The organism is Allostigmatella hybrida, from assembly GCF_020103775.1.
In the GTDB taxonomy this organism is placed as follows: Bacteria; Myxococcota; Myxococcia; order Myxococcales; family Myxococcaceae; genus Hyalangium; species Hyalangium aurantiaca.
In genome coordinates this window covers 24,295-39,655 of sequence record NZ_JAHXBH010000031.1, presented here as the reverse complement: position 1 = coordinate 39,655, position 15,361 = coordinate 24,295, and the positions used below count along the sequence as shown (strand labels likewise).

At 67.7% G+C, this 15,361-nt stretch carries 15 protein-coding genes; 3 read left to right on the top strand and 12 right to left on the bottom strand.

Annotated elements, in window-relative coordinates; genetic code table 11:
• Positions 1 to 57: 57 nt before the first annotated feature.
• From KY661_RS31435 to KY661_RS31420, 4 genes are read right to left on the bottom strand one after another with little or no spacing between them, the layout of a single operon-like run.
• The gene (locus KY661_RS31435; RefSeq protein ID WP_225413720.1) at positions 58 to 531 is read right to left on the bottom strand and encodes a GNAT family N-acetyltransferase; all 474 of its coding nucleotides are present in this window, start codon (positions 529 to 531) and stop codon (positions 58 to 60) included.
• A 50-nt stretch (positions 532 to 581) separates the two neighbouring features.
• The gene (locus KY661_RS31430; protein WP_225413756.1) at positions 582 to 1,658 is read right to left on the bottom strand and encodes a dipeptide epimerase; all 1,077 of its coding nucleotides are present in this window, start codon (positions 1,656 to 1,658) and stop codon (positions 582 to 584) included.
• 33 nt (positions 1,659 to 1,691) lie between these two features.
• The gene (locus KY661_RS31425; protein ID WP_225413719.1) at positions 1,692 to 2,597 is read right to left on the bottom strand and encodes an ATP-binding protein; all 906 of its coding nucleotides are present in this window, start codon (positions 2,595 to 2,597) and stop codon (positions 1,692 to 1,694) included.
• A complete protein-coding gene (locus tag KY661_RS31420) occupies positions 2,578 to 2,961 on the bottom strand; it encodes a response regulator (RefSeq protein WP_225413718.1) in 384 nt (127 codons plus the stop codon). The genes KY661_RS31425 and KY661_RS31420 overlap by 20 nt, the downstream gene beginning before the upstream one ends.
• Positions 2,962 to 3,213: 252 nt before the next feature.
• On the opposite strand from KY661_RS31420, the gene KY661_RS31415 reads away from it, so the two are divergent.
• Together KY661_RS31415 and KY661_RS31410 are read left to right on the top strand one after the other, a co-directional pair.
• Positions 3,214 to 4,005, top strand: a complete 792-nt coding sequence (locus tag KY661_RS31415) for a hypothetical protein (RefSeq protein ID WP_225413717.1) — start codon at positions 3,214 to 3,216, stop codon at positions 4,003 to 4,005.
• 57 nt (positions 4,006 to 4,062) lie between these two features.
• On the top strand, positions 4,063 to 4,983 hold the full coding sequence (locus KY661_RS31410; protein ID WP_225413716.1) for a WD40/YVTN/BNR-like repeat-containing protein: 921 nt from the start codon (positions 4,063 to 4,065) through the stop codon (positions 4,981 to 4,983).
• A gap of 22 nt (positions 4,984 to 5,005) precedes the next feature.
• On the opposite strand, the gene KY661_RS31405 is transcribed toward KY661_RS31410, so the two are convergent.
• The 3 genes from KY661_RS31405 to KY661_RS31395 form a co-directional block, all read right to left on the bottom strand.
• Positions 5,006 to 6,295, bottom strand: a complete 1,290-nt coding sequence (locus KY661_RS31405; protein ID WP_225413715.1) for a lyase — start codon at positions 6,293 to 6,295, stop codon at positions 5,006 to 5,008.
• Between the two features lie 74 nt (positions 6,296 to 6,369).
• A complete protein-coding gene (locus KY661_RS31400) occupies positions 6,370 to 7,512 on the bottom strand; it encodes an acetate/propionate family kinase (protein WP_225413714.1) in 1,143 nt (380 codons plus the stop codon).
• Complete coding sequence (locus tag KY661_RS31395; protein WP_225413713.1) at positions 7,509 to 9,869, bottom strand: phosphoketolase family protein; 2,361 nt, start codon at positions 9,867 to 9,869, stop codon at positions 7,509 to 7,511. Before KY661_RS31395 ends, KY661_RS31400 begins: the two co-directional genes overlap by 4 nt.
• Positions 9,870 to 10,212: 343 nt before the next feature.
• Here KY661_RS31395 and KY661_RS31390 point away from each other — a divergent pair, with 343 nt between their 5' ends.
• Complete coding sequence (locus tag KY661_RS31390) at positions 10,213 to 10,380, top strand: hypothetical protein (protein WP_225413712.1); 168 nt, start codon at positions 10,213 to 10,215, stop codon at positions 10,378 to 10,380.
• Between the two features lie 12 nt (positions 10,381 to 10,392).
• On the opposite strand, the gene KY661_RS31385 is transcribed toward KY661_RS31390, so the two are convergent.
• The 5 genes from KY661_RS31385 to KY661_RS31365 all read right to left on the bottom strand — a co-directional run bounded on the left by KY661_RS31385 (position 10,393) and on the right by KY661_RS31365 (position 15,291).
• Positions 10,393 to 10,896, bottom strand: a complete 504-nt coding sequence (locus KY661_RS31385; RefSeq protein ID WP_225413711.1) for a hypothetical protein — start codon at positions 10,894 to 10,896, stop codon at positions 10,393 to 10,395.
• Positions 10,897 to 10,898: 2 nt separating this feature from the next.
• Positions 10,899 to 11,471, bottom strand: coding sequence for an imm11 family protein (locus KY661_RS31380; RefSeq protein WP_225413710.1), 573 nt, complete (start codon positions 11,469 to 11,471; stop codon positions 10,899 to 10,901).
• Positions 11,452 to 11,991 carry a hypothetical protein gene (locus tag KY661_RS31375; RefSeq protein ID WP_225413709.1) on the bottom strand — a complete coding sequence of 180 codons (540 nt, stop codon included), beginning with the start codon at positions 11,989 to 11,991 and terminating at the stop codon, positions 11,452 to 11,454. Before KY661_RS31375 ends, KY661_RS31380 begins: the two co-directional genes overlap by 20 nt.
• A gap of 593 nt (positions 11,992 to 12,584) precedes the next feature.
• Positions 12,585 to 13,382 carry a thioredoxin domain-containing protein gene (locus KY661_RS31370; RefSeq protein ID WP_225413708.1) on the bottom strand — a complete coding sequence of 266 codons (798 nt, stop codon included), beginning with the start codon at positions 13,380 to 13,382 and terminating at the stop codon, positions 12,585 to 12,587.
• Positions 13,383 to 13,809: 427 nt separating this feature from the next.
• Positions 13,810 to 15,291: a serine/threonine-protein kinase gene (locus KY661_RS31365; RefSeq protein WP_225413707.1), complete on the bottom strand. Its 1,482-nt coding sequence runs from the start codon at positions 15,289 to 15,291 to the stop codon at positions 13,810 to 13,812.
• Between the last annotated feature and the right edge of the window lie 70 nt (positions 15,292 to 15,361).

The following is a 15,361-nucleotide window of genomic DNA, read 5'->3' as shown; positions in this document are numbered from 1 at the left end:
CAGGTCCGGGCGCGCGGCTTCCTCCGGGAGGCCGCGCGCCCTTGCCGTTTCAGGGCCTCAGAGCTTCAGCTCGAAGAGGCGCGTGGGGCCCGCGAGGGCGGGCACGAGGGGCTGGAAGCCGAGGCCCTGGCAGAGGCCGATGGCCGCGTGCATGGTGGGCAGCGTGTCCAGCCGCATGGCGGCATAGCGCAGGGTCCGGGCCTCCTCGAGGATGGCGCGCGCCAGGCGCTGGCCCAGCCCCTGGCCGCGGTGCCGGACGCGCACGTACAGCCGCTTCATCTCGCAGAGGCCCGGCGCCAGGGGGCGCAGGGCGGCGCACCCCACGGGGCCATGGTCCCCGGTGGCGAGGAACAGGCAGCCCCCGGGCGGGGCGTAGTCCGCGGGGAACCCGCGCATCTCCTGGGTGAAGTCCTGGAAGTCCAGGTGGATGCCGAGCGCGGCGGCGTACTCGAGCACGAGGGTCCGGGCCTGCTGCACCTGCCACGGTTGGGTGGCACGGATGATCTCGAATCCCCCTGTGTGCGCCCCCATGCGGGCGGCACACTACCACGGAACGGCGGGGGGCTGCCGGGGAGCCCCGCTCAGGCCAGCTCCACCCCATGGCCCGCGGTGGCCGAGGCGATGCTCACGCGGGAGGCCTCCTGCTGGTAGCCGCCCCGGAAGGGGTGCTGGGCGATGAACAGGGGGGTGTCCAGGTCCGCGTAGTGAAAGCCGCCCAGGCCGGCCGCGAAGTGGGCGGACAGGCTCATGGAGAGCACGCTCTCCACCATGCCGCCAATCATCAGCTCCAGGCCTGCGGCGCGGGCCAGGTTCCACATCGTCAGGGACTCCACCACGCCGCACTTCATCGTCTTGAGGTTGATGCCGTGCGCGGCGCGCTCGCGCACCAGGCGCAGCACATCCGCCGCGGAGCGGGCAGACTCGTCGGCGCAGATGGGGATGCGCGAGCCGTGGGCGAGGCTCGCCAGACCCTCGAAGTCCTCGGGCGCCACGGGCTGCTCGAAGAGGGACAGGGGCACCTGGGCCCGCTCCAGCCCCGCGAGGAAAGCGCGCGCCTGGGCCACGGTGTAGCCGCCGTTGGCGTCGGCGAAGAGGCGCGCCTGGGGGGCCACCTCGCGGATGGCAACGAGCCGCTCCACGTCCTGCCCGGGGTCGCCCGCGCCGACCTTCACCTTCAGGGTGGTGATGCCGCGGGCGAGGATGGCCCGGGCGGAGGCGATGGCGTGGGCGCGGTCCCCGGCCGTCACCGTCATGTCGATGTCCAGCGCGGTGCCGGCCCCGCCGAAGAACACCCATAGGGGCACGCGGTGGTGGCGGGCCAGGGCATCGAGCAGCGCCGTCTCCAGGGCGCAGAGGGCCGCGGGCGCCTTCGGGAGCGCCTCGGCGAGCTGCGCGGACAGGGGGCGCCAGGCGCGCACGTCCTTCCCGAGCAGGTGCTCGCGCACGGACTGGAGCGCGGCGAGGGTGCCCGCCTGCGTCTCGCCGCTCACGGCGGGGAAGGGGGCGGCCTCGCCCAGGCCGGTGGTGCCATCGGCGAGGGTGAGGCGCACGAGCACGTTGTGGGCCACGTGCTGGGCGCCGGTGGCGATGGCGAAGGGCTCGGTGAGGGGCAGGTCCAGTGGCTCGAAGGCCAGCGCGGTGATGAGCGTGGGGTGCATGGGCGGCACCGTTCTAATCCAAGACGCGGCCGTTTACTGGCGCCGCCGCTCCAGCTCGCGCGCCAGGGACTCCTCCAGGCCGCGCAGGACGGTGTCCACATCGAAGGACTCGCCCTGCGTCTCCCAGTCCAGCAGGGGGTCCGCCACGCCCATGCGCTGGGTGAGGGTGCGCAGCTTCACCAGGGCCCGCTCCAGGGTGCCGAGCAGGGCGGCCTCCTGGGGCACGCGCTGCTGGAGCAGGGAGAGGCCCAGCTCCAGGGACTGGAGCGGGGTGTTGGCCGCGTCGCGCAGCACGAGCAGCAGCCGCGCCAGTTGCTGCAGGGACTCCGCCTCGGTGCGCGCCTGGTTCAGCCGCTCCTCGATGCGCTGGGTGCGCACGCGGAAGGCGAGCAGCCCGAAGGCCACGGCGCCCCAGACGAGGGTAATCCACGGCTCCCAGGGCATGCCCAGGCGCGTGTGCAGCCCCAGGCCGTACCAGAGCAGCACGCCCTCCAGGGCGAAGAGGCCAATGAGCACGCTGCCCAGCGCCAGCCCCGTGGGGGCCACCAGCCCGATGCCCACCATGAGCAGGCGGTGGCCCGTGAGCGGCAGCCACACCTGCCCGGAGGCGGTCATGGCCGCGTCCATGGCCACCTCGGCCACGGCGAAGAGGCCCAGGTAGGGCAGCACCACCGCCACGAAGACGCCCACGCCCAGCCCGCGCTGGGGGTGCCGCCGGTGGGCGAAGAGCAGCCCCAGGAGCCCCAGGGCCACGAGCACGTGCAGCCCCCGGAGCTCGGGCAGCAGCCAGGCCCCCGGGAAGGTCCGCGCGTCGATGAAGGCGTAGGCCGTCTCGGCGAGCACTGTCAGGCCGGTGGCCCAGACGGCCGACCACCAGGCCCGGACCGGGTGCTCGCGCGTGGCCCAGAACGCCAGGGGCCTAGGGCCGGCTGGGGACATCCAGCTCCCTCACCAGCGCCATCACGTCCTTCGCGCCGACGGGCTTGGTCATGACGCGCGCGTCCGCCAGCCGCCGCGCCTCATCCAGCCCGGGGTGGGAGCGGGCATGGCCCGTGAGGAAGACGGTGCGCCCCGTGAAGCCGTTCTCCCGCAGCCAGTGGTAGGCGTCCAGCCCGCTGGGCCTCCCTGCGCCCAGGTTCACGTCCAGCAGCGCCAGCACGCACCCGGCCACCTGCTCGCGCTGCCGGCCCAGCTCCTCGAAGGAGCGCGCGCTCACGCAGGACTCCGCGCCAGAGAGCAGCAGCATGTCGCACAGAAGGGACCTGAGATCGTTGTCGTCCTCGAGCACCAGCACCCGTCGCACATCCGCCCCCTTCGGCAGCTTGCCCCCGCGAGGTTCACCCCCCCCGGACGGTTTCGCAAGCCACCTTTCCGGGTGTTTCCGGGCCTTGCCTACAGTGTAGGACACGCGCACGGCGGGTCCAGTTCACCCCAGCGCGCACTTTTCGGGGTGATCCCAGGCAACTTCCCCCCGGCCGGTGAGACAATGGGAGTCGAGGATCAACCGCCCATGCCTTCACGAGGTGGGCCGAACATAGAGTGAGGAGTTTTTCCCATGCGCGTCAACGGCAACGGCGGTCCCGTCCGACCCAAGCAGGGCGAACTGGAGACCCCCAAGTCCACGGGTTCCAAGGAAGCGTCTCAACCCCAAGCGCGCGGAGCAGCCTCCCGGCAGTCCTCACCTGTAGGCACCAACGATGGTTTCGAGTCCGCGCCGAAGCTGGCGCGGGGCAGCGCGGGCGGCACGGCCCAGGCGCGCGGGGCGAAGGACGTCCCCGCCGAGGTCCGCACCGGGCAGCTGGACTACTCCCGGCAGCGCCACGACGACTTCGTGCGGCGCAACCCGGGCCAGAAGCCGCCGGACTACTACCTGAACTCCGGTAACAAGTACGCCGAGAAGTTCGCCAGCCTGGGGCCGAAGGACTTGTCCCCCGAGGGGCTGAAGTGGCGCGACCGGACGCTCAAGGCGCTCCAGGACGCCACGGAGACGAAGCGGATGGAGGATCCGGCGGCGTTCGCGCAGCTCGAGCGCGACCCGGAGGCCTTCCGCCAGTTCGCCCAGGACACGCACGCGGACGCGTACGTGAAGTCGGGCCTGTTCGAGCTGCCCGCGCAGGACCTGGTGAAGATCGCCTCCACCCCTGAGTTCCGCGACTTGCTGAACAAGGACGGCGTGAAGCAGATCGCGGACGGGCTGGGCCGGCTGAAGCCGGAGGACGTGGCCCGCATCGGCGAGGAGTCCTTCAAGCAGATCGGCCAGGCGCTGGACGACTTCCGCAAGAACTTCAAGCTGCCGAAGTTGCCGCTGCCGCCGCTCCTGCCGCTGCCGAGCTTGCGGCTTCCCTGAGACGGGGGGGGCTGGCATCCTCGAACCGGCGAACGGCTCCAGGCGAGAGGATAGAGCGTGGCGGAGACACTCTGGGAGAAGCGGGGAGCGCTGGCGGAGGGGCTGCGGGCAGGGGCCGTGGCCGCCAGCCGGGACGGCTTCGGGCTGGTGAGCGCGGTGGCGGAGCCCACGGCCGGCGCGCTGCAGGACCGCATGAGGGCCCGCCGCGCGCACGTGTACCGGGCCACGGCCCAGGGGCTGGAGCGCGTCTACGAGGGCCCCGGCTGGATTCAGGCGCTGGAGGGCCACGGGCCGCTGTGCGCGGCGCTGGGGGCCACGCTGAAGGCCTCGGGCTCCGGCTCGGACTACCACCTGCTCGTGTCCACGGACGGCGGCCGCCAGTGGGGCGTGCGCGGCCCGGTGCCCGCGCCGAGCGCCGTGCAAGTGCTGGCGGTGAGCGCGCAGGAACTCTGGGTGCTGGGGGCGTACTTCCTGGGCCGGACGCTGGATGGCGGCGCCACCTGGGAAGAGGTGGAGCTGGAGGGCGAGCGCAACCCCCACGCGGAGCGGCTGCGGCGCACGGAGCAGGGCCCGGCGGTGCTGGGCAAGGGCCTGATGCTCACGCGGGATGGCGGCGCCACGTGGAGCCGGGAGTCCGCGGGTGGGGCGCGGCTGGTGGACGTGGACGGCGCGTACGTGGTGGCGGCCGAGGGCCTCCAGGCGCGGCTGGGCGAGCGGCGGGGCGGGGAGGTGCGCTGGCTGTCGGCGCTGCCCGTGGGCCGGGAGCCGCTGCGGCTGACCGTGGAGGGCGCGCGCGTGCGGGTGCTGACGCGCAACACGGACCCCAGCAAGGGCGTGGAGCCCACGGTGCACGTGAGCGAGGACGGCGGCAAGACGTGGTCCGCGCAGAAGCACGAGCTGGGCGCGCACGTGGACATCGCGGGCCCGCACGGGCTGGGCATGGACCTGCGGGGCACGGTGTACGGCCGCCTGGCGTGAGGCGGCCGCGGGCCCGCGGGCCTCAGAGCCCGTGGGCCGGGGCGATGACCTTCTCCCAGAGCGGACGGTTGAACTCGAAGCCGTTGCCGATGCCGCTGGCCGGGAGCTGGTAGAGCCCGTAGTCCTTGCCCTTGGCGTAGTTGCGGTAGCCCTTGCCCACCTTGAAGAACAGGTCCGTGGCGCCCACCGCGATGCGATTCACCACGGCGGTGGTGGTGGCGCCCGCGGGCATGGCGCCGTAGGCCATGAGCACCGCGTGGTTGATGAGGTCCGGCTTGAAGCCGTCATAGGCATAGAAGGTGGCGCTGCGCTCGCCGTTGGCGTCGTTGGAGCGGAACTCCTTGAGCTGGCCCACCTTGCCCTTGTTGGGCAGCTCCGCGCAGCCGGCGGTGAGGTAGCCGGAGCGCTCGCCCGTGCTCAGGAGCACGCCGGCGCCATTGTTGAGGCCACAGTCGACGGGGGTGCTGAAGGTGTTGTTGGCCAAGAGCACGTAGATGTCGAAGAGCTGGTCGAGCGCGAGCCCCTTGTAGCGGTAGTTCTTGATGGCGTTCTGAATCTTCGTGGCGCTGGGGGCGCCGGAGGCCGGGTGGCTCACGTTCGTGTTGAACACGGCGGCCAGGTGGGTGAGGCCCGCGGCGTTGAGCTGGGAGACGAACGCGGCGTGCTGATAGCCATTGAGGAACGTGTCGGTGGCGGTGCGGCCTCCCAGGTAGAGCGTGGAGACGAGCATCGCGCCCACCATGCCCTCCTGGTAGTTGGGGTTCCAGCCGCGGTTGAGGTTGGTGTCGCCGTCGATGCCGGTGGGCACGGCGCCGTTCAGGTAGCTGGTGTCGGAGGTGGTGTAGGCCGAGCCCACCAGCGTGGCCTTCATGATGAGGTCCACCTTCGTCTTCTCGGCGGCGGTGAGCTGGTTCCAGACGCGCGGGGTGCCCTTGGCGATGGCGAACATGCCCGTCATCATCCGCTCGTGCTGGGCCATGTAGCCGCCGTTGCCGAACGGGTCGCGGTTGTTGCCGATGACGTAGCGGATCTGCTGGAGCAGCCGCGCGTCCGCGCCCGTGTTCCCCTTGAAGGACGCGATGGCGAGGAGGATGGACTGGCCGTTGCAGTTGGAGCAGTAGCGCTCCCCGGAGGCGTTGACGCCGAACCAGCCCAGGGGCGCGGCGATGGCCAAGTCCACCGTGGCCTGCGGAGGGCTGGCGAGCACGGGGGCCGCGAGGGCGGCGTCCGAGGTGCCCAACTCCCCGGAGGTGAGCTCACCCCCGCAGCCAAGGAGCGAGGAGAGGACGAGCGAAGACAGAAGGCGGCGCATGGAGAGGCTCCTGAACAGGGGTCGCTGACCAGAGAGAGGTATCTCCAAGGAATACCATCAAAACGTGTAAGTCGTCAGAGGTGGAGCAACCGGCGCACGTGGTGGGCAATGCGGCCTTCCTCGTCGCTGGGGAGGACGCGCACCGCGCAGCGCGAGCCCGCGGGCGGAGGGCGCGCGTCATCCAGCGCGATGCCCAGGTGGCCCAGCCTCGCGCAGACCTGTTGCCGGACCTCGTGGCTGTTCTCGCCCACGCCCCCCGTGAACACGAGCAGGTCCAGGCCGCCGAGAACGGCCGCATAGGCGCCCACCGTCTTGGCGACGCTCCGGGTGAAGACGGAGATCGCCAGGGCCGCGGCGGTGTCCCCCGAGGCGGCGGCTTCCGTCAGCGCCTGCATGTCCGGAGAACCGCCCGAGAGGCCCTTGAGCCCCGCGTCATGGTTCACCAGGGACTCCAGCGCGTCCACGTCCAGCCGGGCGGAGCGCAGGAGCCAGAGCAGCACGCCCGGATCCAGATCGCCCGTGCGGGTGGCCATGGGGATGCCGCCGGTGGGCGTGAGGCCCATGGAGGTGTCCACGGAGGTGCCGTGTTCGAGCGCGGCGAAGCTGGCCCCACTGCCCAGGTGCGCCACGACGGTGCGCGCGGGCACCTCCGGCCGGAGCTGCTCCACGATGGACTCGTAGGACAGCCCATGGAAGCCATAGCGCTGCACGCCCTGCTCGCGGTACGCGCGGGGCAGGGCATAGGCCGAGGCCTCCTCCGGCAGCGTGGCGTGAAACGCCGTGTCGAAGCACGCGAACTGCGGCACGCCGGGGTAGCGCTTCCGCACCGCGTGGATCAGCTCCAGGGCGGGCGGAATGTGGAGGGGCGCGAAGTGGGTGGCGTCCTCCAGCGCCTGGAGCACCTCGGGGGTGAGCGCCTGGTGCTGGCGCAGGTGAGGGCCGCCATGGACGAGGCGGTGGCCGATGGCCACGGGCGCCTCCGGATGGAACCGCTCCAGGCGGGAGACGGCCTCGCGGAAGGCCACCTCCTGCGACGGATGGGAGACCTCCTCCGTGAACACCTGCTGGCCCGCGCCATCCCGGATCGTCAGCTTGCCGTGCGCACTTCCGATGTGCACAGCGGAGCCCTTGAAGTGCAAGGCCTCGCCGCGCGCGGCATAGAGGCCGAACTTCAGCGAGGACGAGCCGCTGTTGATGACGAGCAGGGCGCCGCTCATCGCGCGGTCCACTTCCAGCCTTTGACTTCGGGCATGTCCTCGCCGTGCTCGGAGACGTAGAGCTTGTGGCGCTGGCTGACCTCCGAGTAGCGCTGCTCGGCCGCATCAAGCCGGTGGCGCACGGCGGGCGCCTGTCGGATGGCATCGAGCGCGAGCGTGTAGCGGTCCATGCCGTTGAGCACGGTCATGTCGAAGGGCGTGGTGGTGGTGCCCTCCTCCTTGTAGCCGTGGACGTGGATGTTCCCGTGGTTGGCCCGCTTGTAGGTGAGCTTGTGCACGATGGTCGGGTAGCCGTGGAACGCGAAGATGACGGGCTTATCCACGGTGAACAGGCGGTTGAAGTCCTCGTGGTTGAGCCCATGGGGATGCTCTCCCACGGGCTCCAGCGTGAACAGGTCCACGACGTTGACGACGCGCACCTTCAGCTCGGGCGCCCACTCGCGCAGCACGGTCACCGCGGCCAGGGTCTCCAGGGTGGGCACATCCCCGGCGCAGGCCATGACGACGTCGGGCTCACCCTTGCCGTGGCTCGCCCAGTCCCAGGTGCCGATGCCGGCCGCGCAGTGGCGCACGGCGCTCTCGCGGTCGAGCCACACGGGGGCGGCCTGCTTGCCGGCGATGATGAGGTTCACGTAGTTCTTCGTGCGCAGGCAGTGGTCGGTGACGGACAGGAGCGTGTTGGCATCCGGGGGCAGGTAGATGCGCACCGTGTCGGCCTTCTTGTTGGCCACATGGTCGATGAAGCCCGGGTCCTGGTGGGAGAAGCCGTTGTGGTCCTGGCGCCAGACGTGGGAGCTGAGCAGGTAGTTCAGCGAGGCGATGTCCGCGCGCCACGGCAGCTCCTTGGCGGATTTGATCCACTTGGCATGCTGGTTGAACATCGAGTCGATGAGGTGGATGAACGCCTCGTAGCAGGAGAAGAAGCCGTGGCGTCCGGTGAGCAGGTAGCCCTCGAGCCAGCCCTGGCAGAGGTGCTCGCTGAGCACCTCCATCACCCGGCCCTCGGTGGAGAGGGACTCGTCCACGTCCTCGTAGCGGGCGTTCCACCGCTTGCCGCTGGCCTCGTAGACGGCCTGGAGGCGGTTGGAGGCGTTCTCGTCCGGGGCGAACATGCGGAAGTTCTTCGTCCCGAGGTTCTTGCGCATGACGTCGCGCAGGTAGCCGCCGAGCACCTGGGTGGCGCTCACCTGGACGGAGCCCGGCGTCTCGAAGGGCACCGCGTAGTCGCGGAAGTTGGGCAGGACGAGGGGCACGAGGAGCTTGCCGCCATTGGCGTGGATGTTGGCGCCCATGCGCAGGCGGCCCTTGGGGGCGATGTCCGCCAGCTCCTCGCGGAAGGTGCCGTTCCCGTCGAAGAGCTCCTGGGGCCGGTAGCTGCGCAGCCACTCTTCGAGGAGCCGCAGGTGCTCCGGGTTGGAGTGGACCTCCGAGAGGGGAACCTGGTGGGCGCGCCAGGTGCCCTCCACGGGCTTGCCATCGACGGTGCGGGGGCAGGTCCACCCCTTGGGCGTCTTGAGGATGAGCATGGGCCAGCGCGGGCGTGACGCGTCCTTCTGCTCGCGGGCATTGTGCTGGATGGCGCGGATCTCGGCATAGAGCGTGTCGAGCACGGCGGCCATCTGCTGGTGCATCGTCTTCGGATCATCCCCTTCGAGGAAATAGGGGTTGTAGCCGTAGCCCCGGAAGAGGGCCTCCAGCTCGTCGGGGTCGATGCGCGCGAGCAGCGTGGGGTTGGCGATCTTGTAGCCGTTGAGGTGCAGGATGGGCAGCACCGCGCCATCGGTGGCGGGGTTGAGGAACTTGTTGGAATGCCAGCTCGCGGCCAGCGGGCCCGTCTCGGCCTCTCCATCGCCGACGACACAGGCGACGATGAGGTCCGGGTTGTCGAAGGCGGCGCCGTAGGCGTGGAGCAGGGAGTAGCCGAGCTCGCCGCCCTCGCTGATGGAGCCGGGGACTTCGGGGGCGTCATGGCTGGGGACGCCATAGGGCCAGGAGAACTGGCGGAACAGGCGCTTCAGGCCATCGGCGTTGCGCTCGATGTTGGGATAGGTCTCCGTGTAGGAGCCTTCGAGGAAGGTGTTGGCGATGATGCCGGGGGCGCCATGGCCGGGGCCAATCAGATACATCATGTTGGCCTGGTGCAGGCGGATGATGCGGTTGAGGTGGACGTAGATGAAGTTGAGCCCGGGCGTGGTGCCGAAGTGGCCCAGCAGGCGGGGCTTGATGTCCTCGAGGGTGAGGGGGCGCTCCAGGAGCGGGTTGTTCTTGAGGTAGATCTGCCCGACGGAGAGGTAGTTGGCGGCGCGCCAGTACGCGTCGATCTTCTCCAGCTCCTGCGTGCTCAGCGGACCCGACATGCCAGCTCCTTGCCCAGGGAAAGGATCCGGCCTTACCGAAGACCCGAAATGGGCAGAAGTGTCCCCCGGGAGGGACGGGGGAAATCATCAAGCGGCGGACACTGCGGTGCTTTGCGAGGGACGTGTCCGCGCGGCTTGGCTTCTAATCCCCCTGCGCTGAGTGACGAGGAAGTTGTTAACAATTCATCCTTCCAGACCTTCGAGGCCGCCCATGCAAGTTGGTTCGTCTGCAAGTGCCCATCCCTCCGCCGTTTCCCCTGCTCCGAGCGTGGGGACGAAGGGTGGCCCTCCGCGGACGGCCCCCCCGAGCGCGCTGGAAGCGGAGCAGAAGTACCTCGCTGAGGTGCGCAAGCAACTGGCCGACGTGGCGAATGGCCTGGCGGAGAAGCTGGCGAAGCTGGAGCCCGGGAGCCCGGTGGCGGCCCAGCTTCGGATCCGGCTGGAGACCCTTCAGCGGTTTGGCGAGAAGCTCGGCGTGCCGCGGGAAGAGGCAAGCACCAAGGCTCACTGAGTCGGGCGGCGACTACGTGGCAGGAGTGAAGCCGGCTGCTGCCGCTACCGCCCGGGCGTGAGCGATGCTCTGCATCCCTTCCTTGCGCAAGGAGTGACTTTTCGGGATGCGTTTGAGCCTTCGCTCCACGTCGGCCAACATGTCGAACGCTTGCCGGGCTTTGGTGGAGAAGCGGTGCAAGGATTGAACGTAGAGACAGGCCACATGCACCCGATGGGTGATGTCCGCGTATCCGAGCCGCTCACATCGGCGCAAAAGGGGGCCGAACTCATCCCACCCGGCGTCCTCTCCGTACGCTTCGGTGATGAGCAACTTCGCGGTGAGCTGCTGGATGTGCAGGCGCTCGCGGGGAGTCTCCGCTTCGCGTAGCAGTTCCTTCTCCTGGTCCAACACAGCGCGCTTTAACTCCGTGTAGGGCGCGTTCGCCTTGTAGAGCTTGACCATCAGGTCATCGCGGCGGTTGGCAACCCTCTGCCACCAATCTTTGCGCGTGCGCCTCACCGTATGCCAGGACATGATCAGACCTCATCGAACCGCCCGCCCTCGATACCGGTCCGCTCCAGGGCTTGCTTGATGGTTTCGTGGACGATGATCGGTGGGTGGTAACCCCATAGGCGGAACACGCGGGCATCGCCTGTTTTCGACGGGTCGATGCGCAGACCTGAAACGACATGGTACTGCCCTACCCGGTCTGGCCGGCCATCTTCGGGTGTCCAGCGCCGGGCCTCCTCACAGGCTGCATCGTCGATGCACCGGATCTCCCGTGCCACATTCAGCAGGAAGTACGGTTCGGATTGTCCTTCGACCTCGACCGGGAAGAGCTGAACATCGCTGGCAGCCATGTCACGGAGCACGGCAGCAGCTCGCGCGCTGACGATGGGAGTTTGCCCCGCTCCAGCAAACTCGATGTCCAACGGTTTGCCAGGCTTGAAGAGGGGAATGTGCAGCCGCTCGCGAAGCTCGACGGGCTTGCCTTGGATGAACGCCCAGATGTCGTCCACTTCCTGTCCGTTGAGGTGCGCAGGCTCCGCCAGATACCAACGTCCCGGCACGTATGCGTCGATCTTCAGGTCAAAGAACCGGTTTGACATTTCGGTGCATGTGCTTCCCTGCGTGGTACCTCTCCTGGAGGGGCTCTATACCGTATCGGGCGGCCTCGCGCCGCGCGTGAGCAATGCCGTCCAGCATTTGTTGGCGCGAGGGCCGATGCTGGGGCAATCGCCGCACCCGGCGCTCCGTGTCTGCCAGCATGGAGAAGGCGGCTTCCGCTTGCCCTCGAAAGGAGGGCAAGGCTTGCACGTAGAGCGTCGAGACGTGGAAGCGGTCCCAGTGCGTCGGAAAGCCAAGCCTCCTGATTCTGCGCAGCCATAGGCCGAAGTCCTGCCAGGGGCGCATGTGGCTGAAAGCCTCGTGGACAGCCGTCAGCGCCGTTAGCCGCTTCAGGTGCAGGCGTTCGGCGGGAGTTCGTGCCTCCCGTGCAAATTGCCGCTCGAGATCCTGAAGTGCCGCCACGACGACTTCAAAGGGCATTTCAGCGTGAGCCAAACCGAAGGTGAGCCACTCGCGCTGCTCCGCCACTGTGAGCCACCACTGCTTGCGAGAGCGCGACACAGCTAGAATCCTCCGAAGAACTGAAAGTCGTTACGCTCTCAGGCCAAAAACCTTCTGCCACGCAGCGCTCATCGCAGGCCCGGCAGACAGTCTGAGTTGGTACACCTCTATTAATGTAAGCGCCCAATTGGGAGGCGCTCTCAAATGAGAGCGTAGGAGTGGGACGTTCTGTTGACGCCGAGCGCCGAGGTTCATTTGGCGCTGGTTTGTTCTTCGCCTAAATGAAGAAGAGGCGGCTCCTTCTGGAAATGAAGGAGCCACCACTCACTCCGGTTTTTGATTACCTCCGACAGCGGCAATTCGGAATTGGAAAGCACGTGCGGCCGTAGTCACTCGCCCGGATGAGACGACCACTACGCCAATGCCGGAACTGCTTGATGCACGAGAATGGGCGATTGCACGAGGTGCAACGTAGCCGTGTAGGCACGATGGTTAGTTGCTCCGCTCGGGGCGGTGCTCACGCCTCCGAGCTTGGGGTTGAATCCCGAGGAGCACCCAACTATAGTCGTACATGCACACAGCGTTCGACCATGTTGGCTCGGGCGTATCGGCCGGTACCGAGTTAGCGGCTCGGACCGGCCGAATTTTTCCGACTACTCAGTAACCTCTTCAGCATCCGCTTCATCTGCTGCGGCTGCTTCCTTGAGTAGGTTGACGTGCTTGATGAGCAGGTCGTACTGCTTGGCCTTGAGTGGAGCTGTCGCGGTGATCTCCACCGTGACGTTTTTCCCTACAGGGAAAACCGTTCGCCAGCTTGCTTTCTGCTTTTGAGGCGCATCCTCTATATTTACCTCAGGTTCAGGAGTAGCGGCTACGCGGAGCAGGTCGATGGGTGGGGAAGGGGCGTTTGTAGAGGGAGCAGGGGAGATAGGGCTTGGTTCAAGGGACCTACTGAACTGAAGCGACTCTTTGAATGCGCGGAGGCATACTTCAGCCGCATCGTCCATAAAGTCGAACTCAGTGATGAGCCTGGCCTTAAAACTATCGTCTGAAGGAAGATGCTCGCCAAACCTTACTAGCAAGGTCTGAAAAATGGGCGGACGCATAACAAGTTCGCGGAGCGCCGCCTGTCTTTCTGGACTCCCCTCTGGGAACACCATGGCTGCGCGACCGTGTTCGGAAATCTTGAGCTGCCCCGATTGCTCCGAAAAAAGGCCGTAAGCCTTCAACGCTGAAAGTACCCGCTTGGCCCGTCCGTTCATCGACGTGTAACCAAGGTGCTTGACGGCGATATCTGGTGGGACGTCAGATCGTCCCTCTTTGTCATAAATTTTCCGAGTTAGCTCCAGCGCCGTCGGAAAGCCAATGGGCGGATAATTGGGGCTCCGATCCCTCTTTCCTTTGACGGCAGCATCCTCGGTTGCTTGGCGCTTCTCAGATTCGGCACCCATATCCAACCTCCGAGCTGACCTTAATCCACTTTGTCCACAGGGGCAAGCCCTAGGCTATCCAATTTTTATCCACCAAGCCGAGTTTGGGGTGTCAGGGGGGCGGTCAGCTGGTGCCCGCTATCTCGAATTCAGGCGCCGAGCTTGGAGGGTGCTGATCAGAAGCAGGCAAGCAGGCGTCTCTCAGGAAGCCGGAGCCCAGATCTTGTGCTTAGTCGCCCGCTGGGGGGAGCTGCATGTTGTGGCTGACGGCCTCAGCTCAGCACCCTCTTAGAAGGGATAGACCTTTATAAGGTGAAAATCAGGCGAGTTGGGCTTGGTTAACCTGAATAGAGTTTTGTCCAACTTGTTGGGGCTTCTAGAAGGTACAGGCTTCTGTAGGCCTAAGTAAGTAGGCTTCGAAGAGGGGAGCATCGAGGCTTTGAGGAGGTTAGGGAGCTTGGGGGAGGGGGGAAACAGGATGAGAGGTTGGCGCAGTCGCTGGACGGAACGCGGGCATGTAGCAGCCGCCCTTGTACAGGTAGCCATCTTCACAGGCGTCAGGCGCAACCTTCAATTCTACCCAGCACCCGTTGTTGATGGCGATTTGGGTCTTGCGAGGGCATTTGCCCGCGCTGTCCGGCCGTTCCTGCCCAGGAAAGGGTTTGTGAGGGAGTTCCAAGGTGATTCCCTCTCGTCCGGAGGGCACCCCAGAGGTGGGGGGCACCATCAGGGCCGTATCCGCCGCGGCCACGCTGCTAGCTCCCCGCTTTGCGGTGACTGCAACGGCGTGCTCCGCCGGAAGGAGCCACGGTTGCAGCAGCCAGCCCACGCCCATTGCCACGGGAACGCCAGCGGCCAGCGCGAGCCACCAACGGCTCCCGAATCTTCGGGCTTTCTTGGGCGCCTCCCGCTCATCCGGCATCCGGACATCAGGGAGAGCGAACCCCGGCATCATCTTCATCGTTTGGGACGGCCAAGCGGGATGCTCGTTCCGGGCTTTCGCGAAGAGGGGTTGATCCGCTTCGGCTCCCGCTTGCCGGACGGCTTCGTCCAGGACCTCTGTCAGCTCCCTCGCGGTGGCCCGGTGCCAGGGCCTTGGGGAAAGCATTCTCAAGATGAGGGCGCTCAAGAGCGGGTCTACCCGGGGATTGAGTTCCCGAGGAGACCGAGGCCCCACTCCGTCCTGGTTCCAGGCCTGGGAGGCTGCGTCCCAGGGCTCCGTGGGCGGGGGATAGGTGCCCGTTACCAGCCGGTAGGCGCTGACCCCCAACGCGAACACGTCATCTGCGGGTTGCACCTCGTAAGGGCGCTCCGCGTCCAGGCCCGCGCGCTGGGCATAGGCCCAGGCCTCGGGGCTGCGGTAGCGCGGCGTTGCCGGTGGGAACAGTGGCGGTGTCAGCCGCTCGGCCCCGGCGTAGTACCCGGAGCCATAGTCCATGAGGAAGGCGTGGCCCTCCGCCCCTCCTTGGACGAGGATGTTGTCGCCTTTAACATCCCGGTGCACCGCCCCTACCTCGACCGTCTGGGCGAGGGCGCTGGCCACCTGTGACAGCACCCGGAGCACCTGCCGGGACGTGGGCGCGTGGCGCACGGCCCAGGCATACAGGGAGACGCCGTCCACCCACTCCATGACGAGGTAGGGATGGGCGCGCCCCGCCGCGTTCAGCCACTTGCCTTGATCAAACAGGCGCGGAACGCTGGGATGGCGCAGGCGGCTGAGCAGGGCCACCTCCCGCGCGAACCGTGGGTCCTCGGAATGGGACGCCAGCTTGAGCGCCACCTCCGTCACGTCTGAGTTTCCCCGGCGCACGGCGCGGTAGACCGTTCCGTAGGAGCCCCGGCCCCGCCACTCCCGGAGTTCCCAGGGCCCCACGCGCGTGCCCGGTGGCAGCCGGGTCGGGTCTCCCTGCGATGCGTCCGTCGAAGCCATCCACAGCCCTCCCGCCGCGCCCGAAGGAACCCGGGCCCTCCACTATAGGCGCGAGGCTTTCAGCAGAAGC

Coding starts and splice junctions, on each gene's coding strand:
- KY661_RS31435 (WP_225413720.1), bottom strand. CDS start 531: ATGGGGGCGCACACAGGGGGATTCGAGATCATCCGTGCCACCCAACCG.
- KY661_RS31430 (WP_225413756.1), bottom strand. CDS start 1,658: ATGCACCCCACGCTCATCACCGCGCTGGCCTTCGAGCCACTGGACCTG.
- KY661_RS31425 (WP_225413719.1), bottom strand. CDS start 2,597: ATGTCCCCAGCCGGCCCTAGGCCCCTGGCGTTCTGGGCCACGCGCGAG.
- KY661_RS31415 (WP_225413717.1), top strand. CDS start 3,214: ATGCGCGTCAACGGCAACGGCGGTCCCGTCCGACCCAAGCAGGGCGAA.
- KY661_RS31405 (WP_225413715.1), bottom strand. CDS start 6,295: ATGCGCCGCCTTCTGTCTTCGCTCGTCCTCTCCTCGCTCCTTGGCTGC.
- KY661_RS31400 (WP_225413714.1), bottom strand. CDS start 7,512: ATGAGCGGCGCCCTGCTCGTCATCAACAGCGGCTCGTCCTCGCTGAAG.
- KY661_RS31395 (WP_225413713.1), bottom strand. CDS start 9,869: ATGTCGGGTCCGCTGAGCACGCAGGAGCTGGAGAAGATCGACGCGTAC.
- KY661_RS31385 (WP_225413711.1), bottom strand. CDS start 10,896: ATGTCCTGGCATACGGTGAGGCGCACGCGCAAAGATTGGTGGCAGAGG.
- KY661_RS31380 (WP_225413710.1), bottom strand. CDS start 11,471: ATGTCAAACCGGTTCTTTGACCTGAAGATCGACGCATACGTGCCGGGA.
- KY661_RS31370 (WP_225413708.1), bottom strand. CDS start 13,382: ATGGGTGCCGAATCTGAGAAGCGCCAAGCAACCGAGGATGCTGCCGTC.
- KY661_RS31365 (WP_225413707.1), bottom strand. CDS start 15,291: ATGGCTTCGACGGACGCATCGCAGGGAGACCCGACCCGGCTGCCACCG.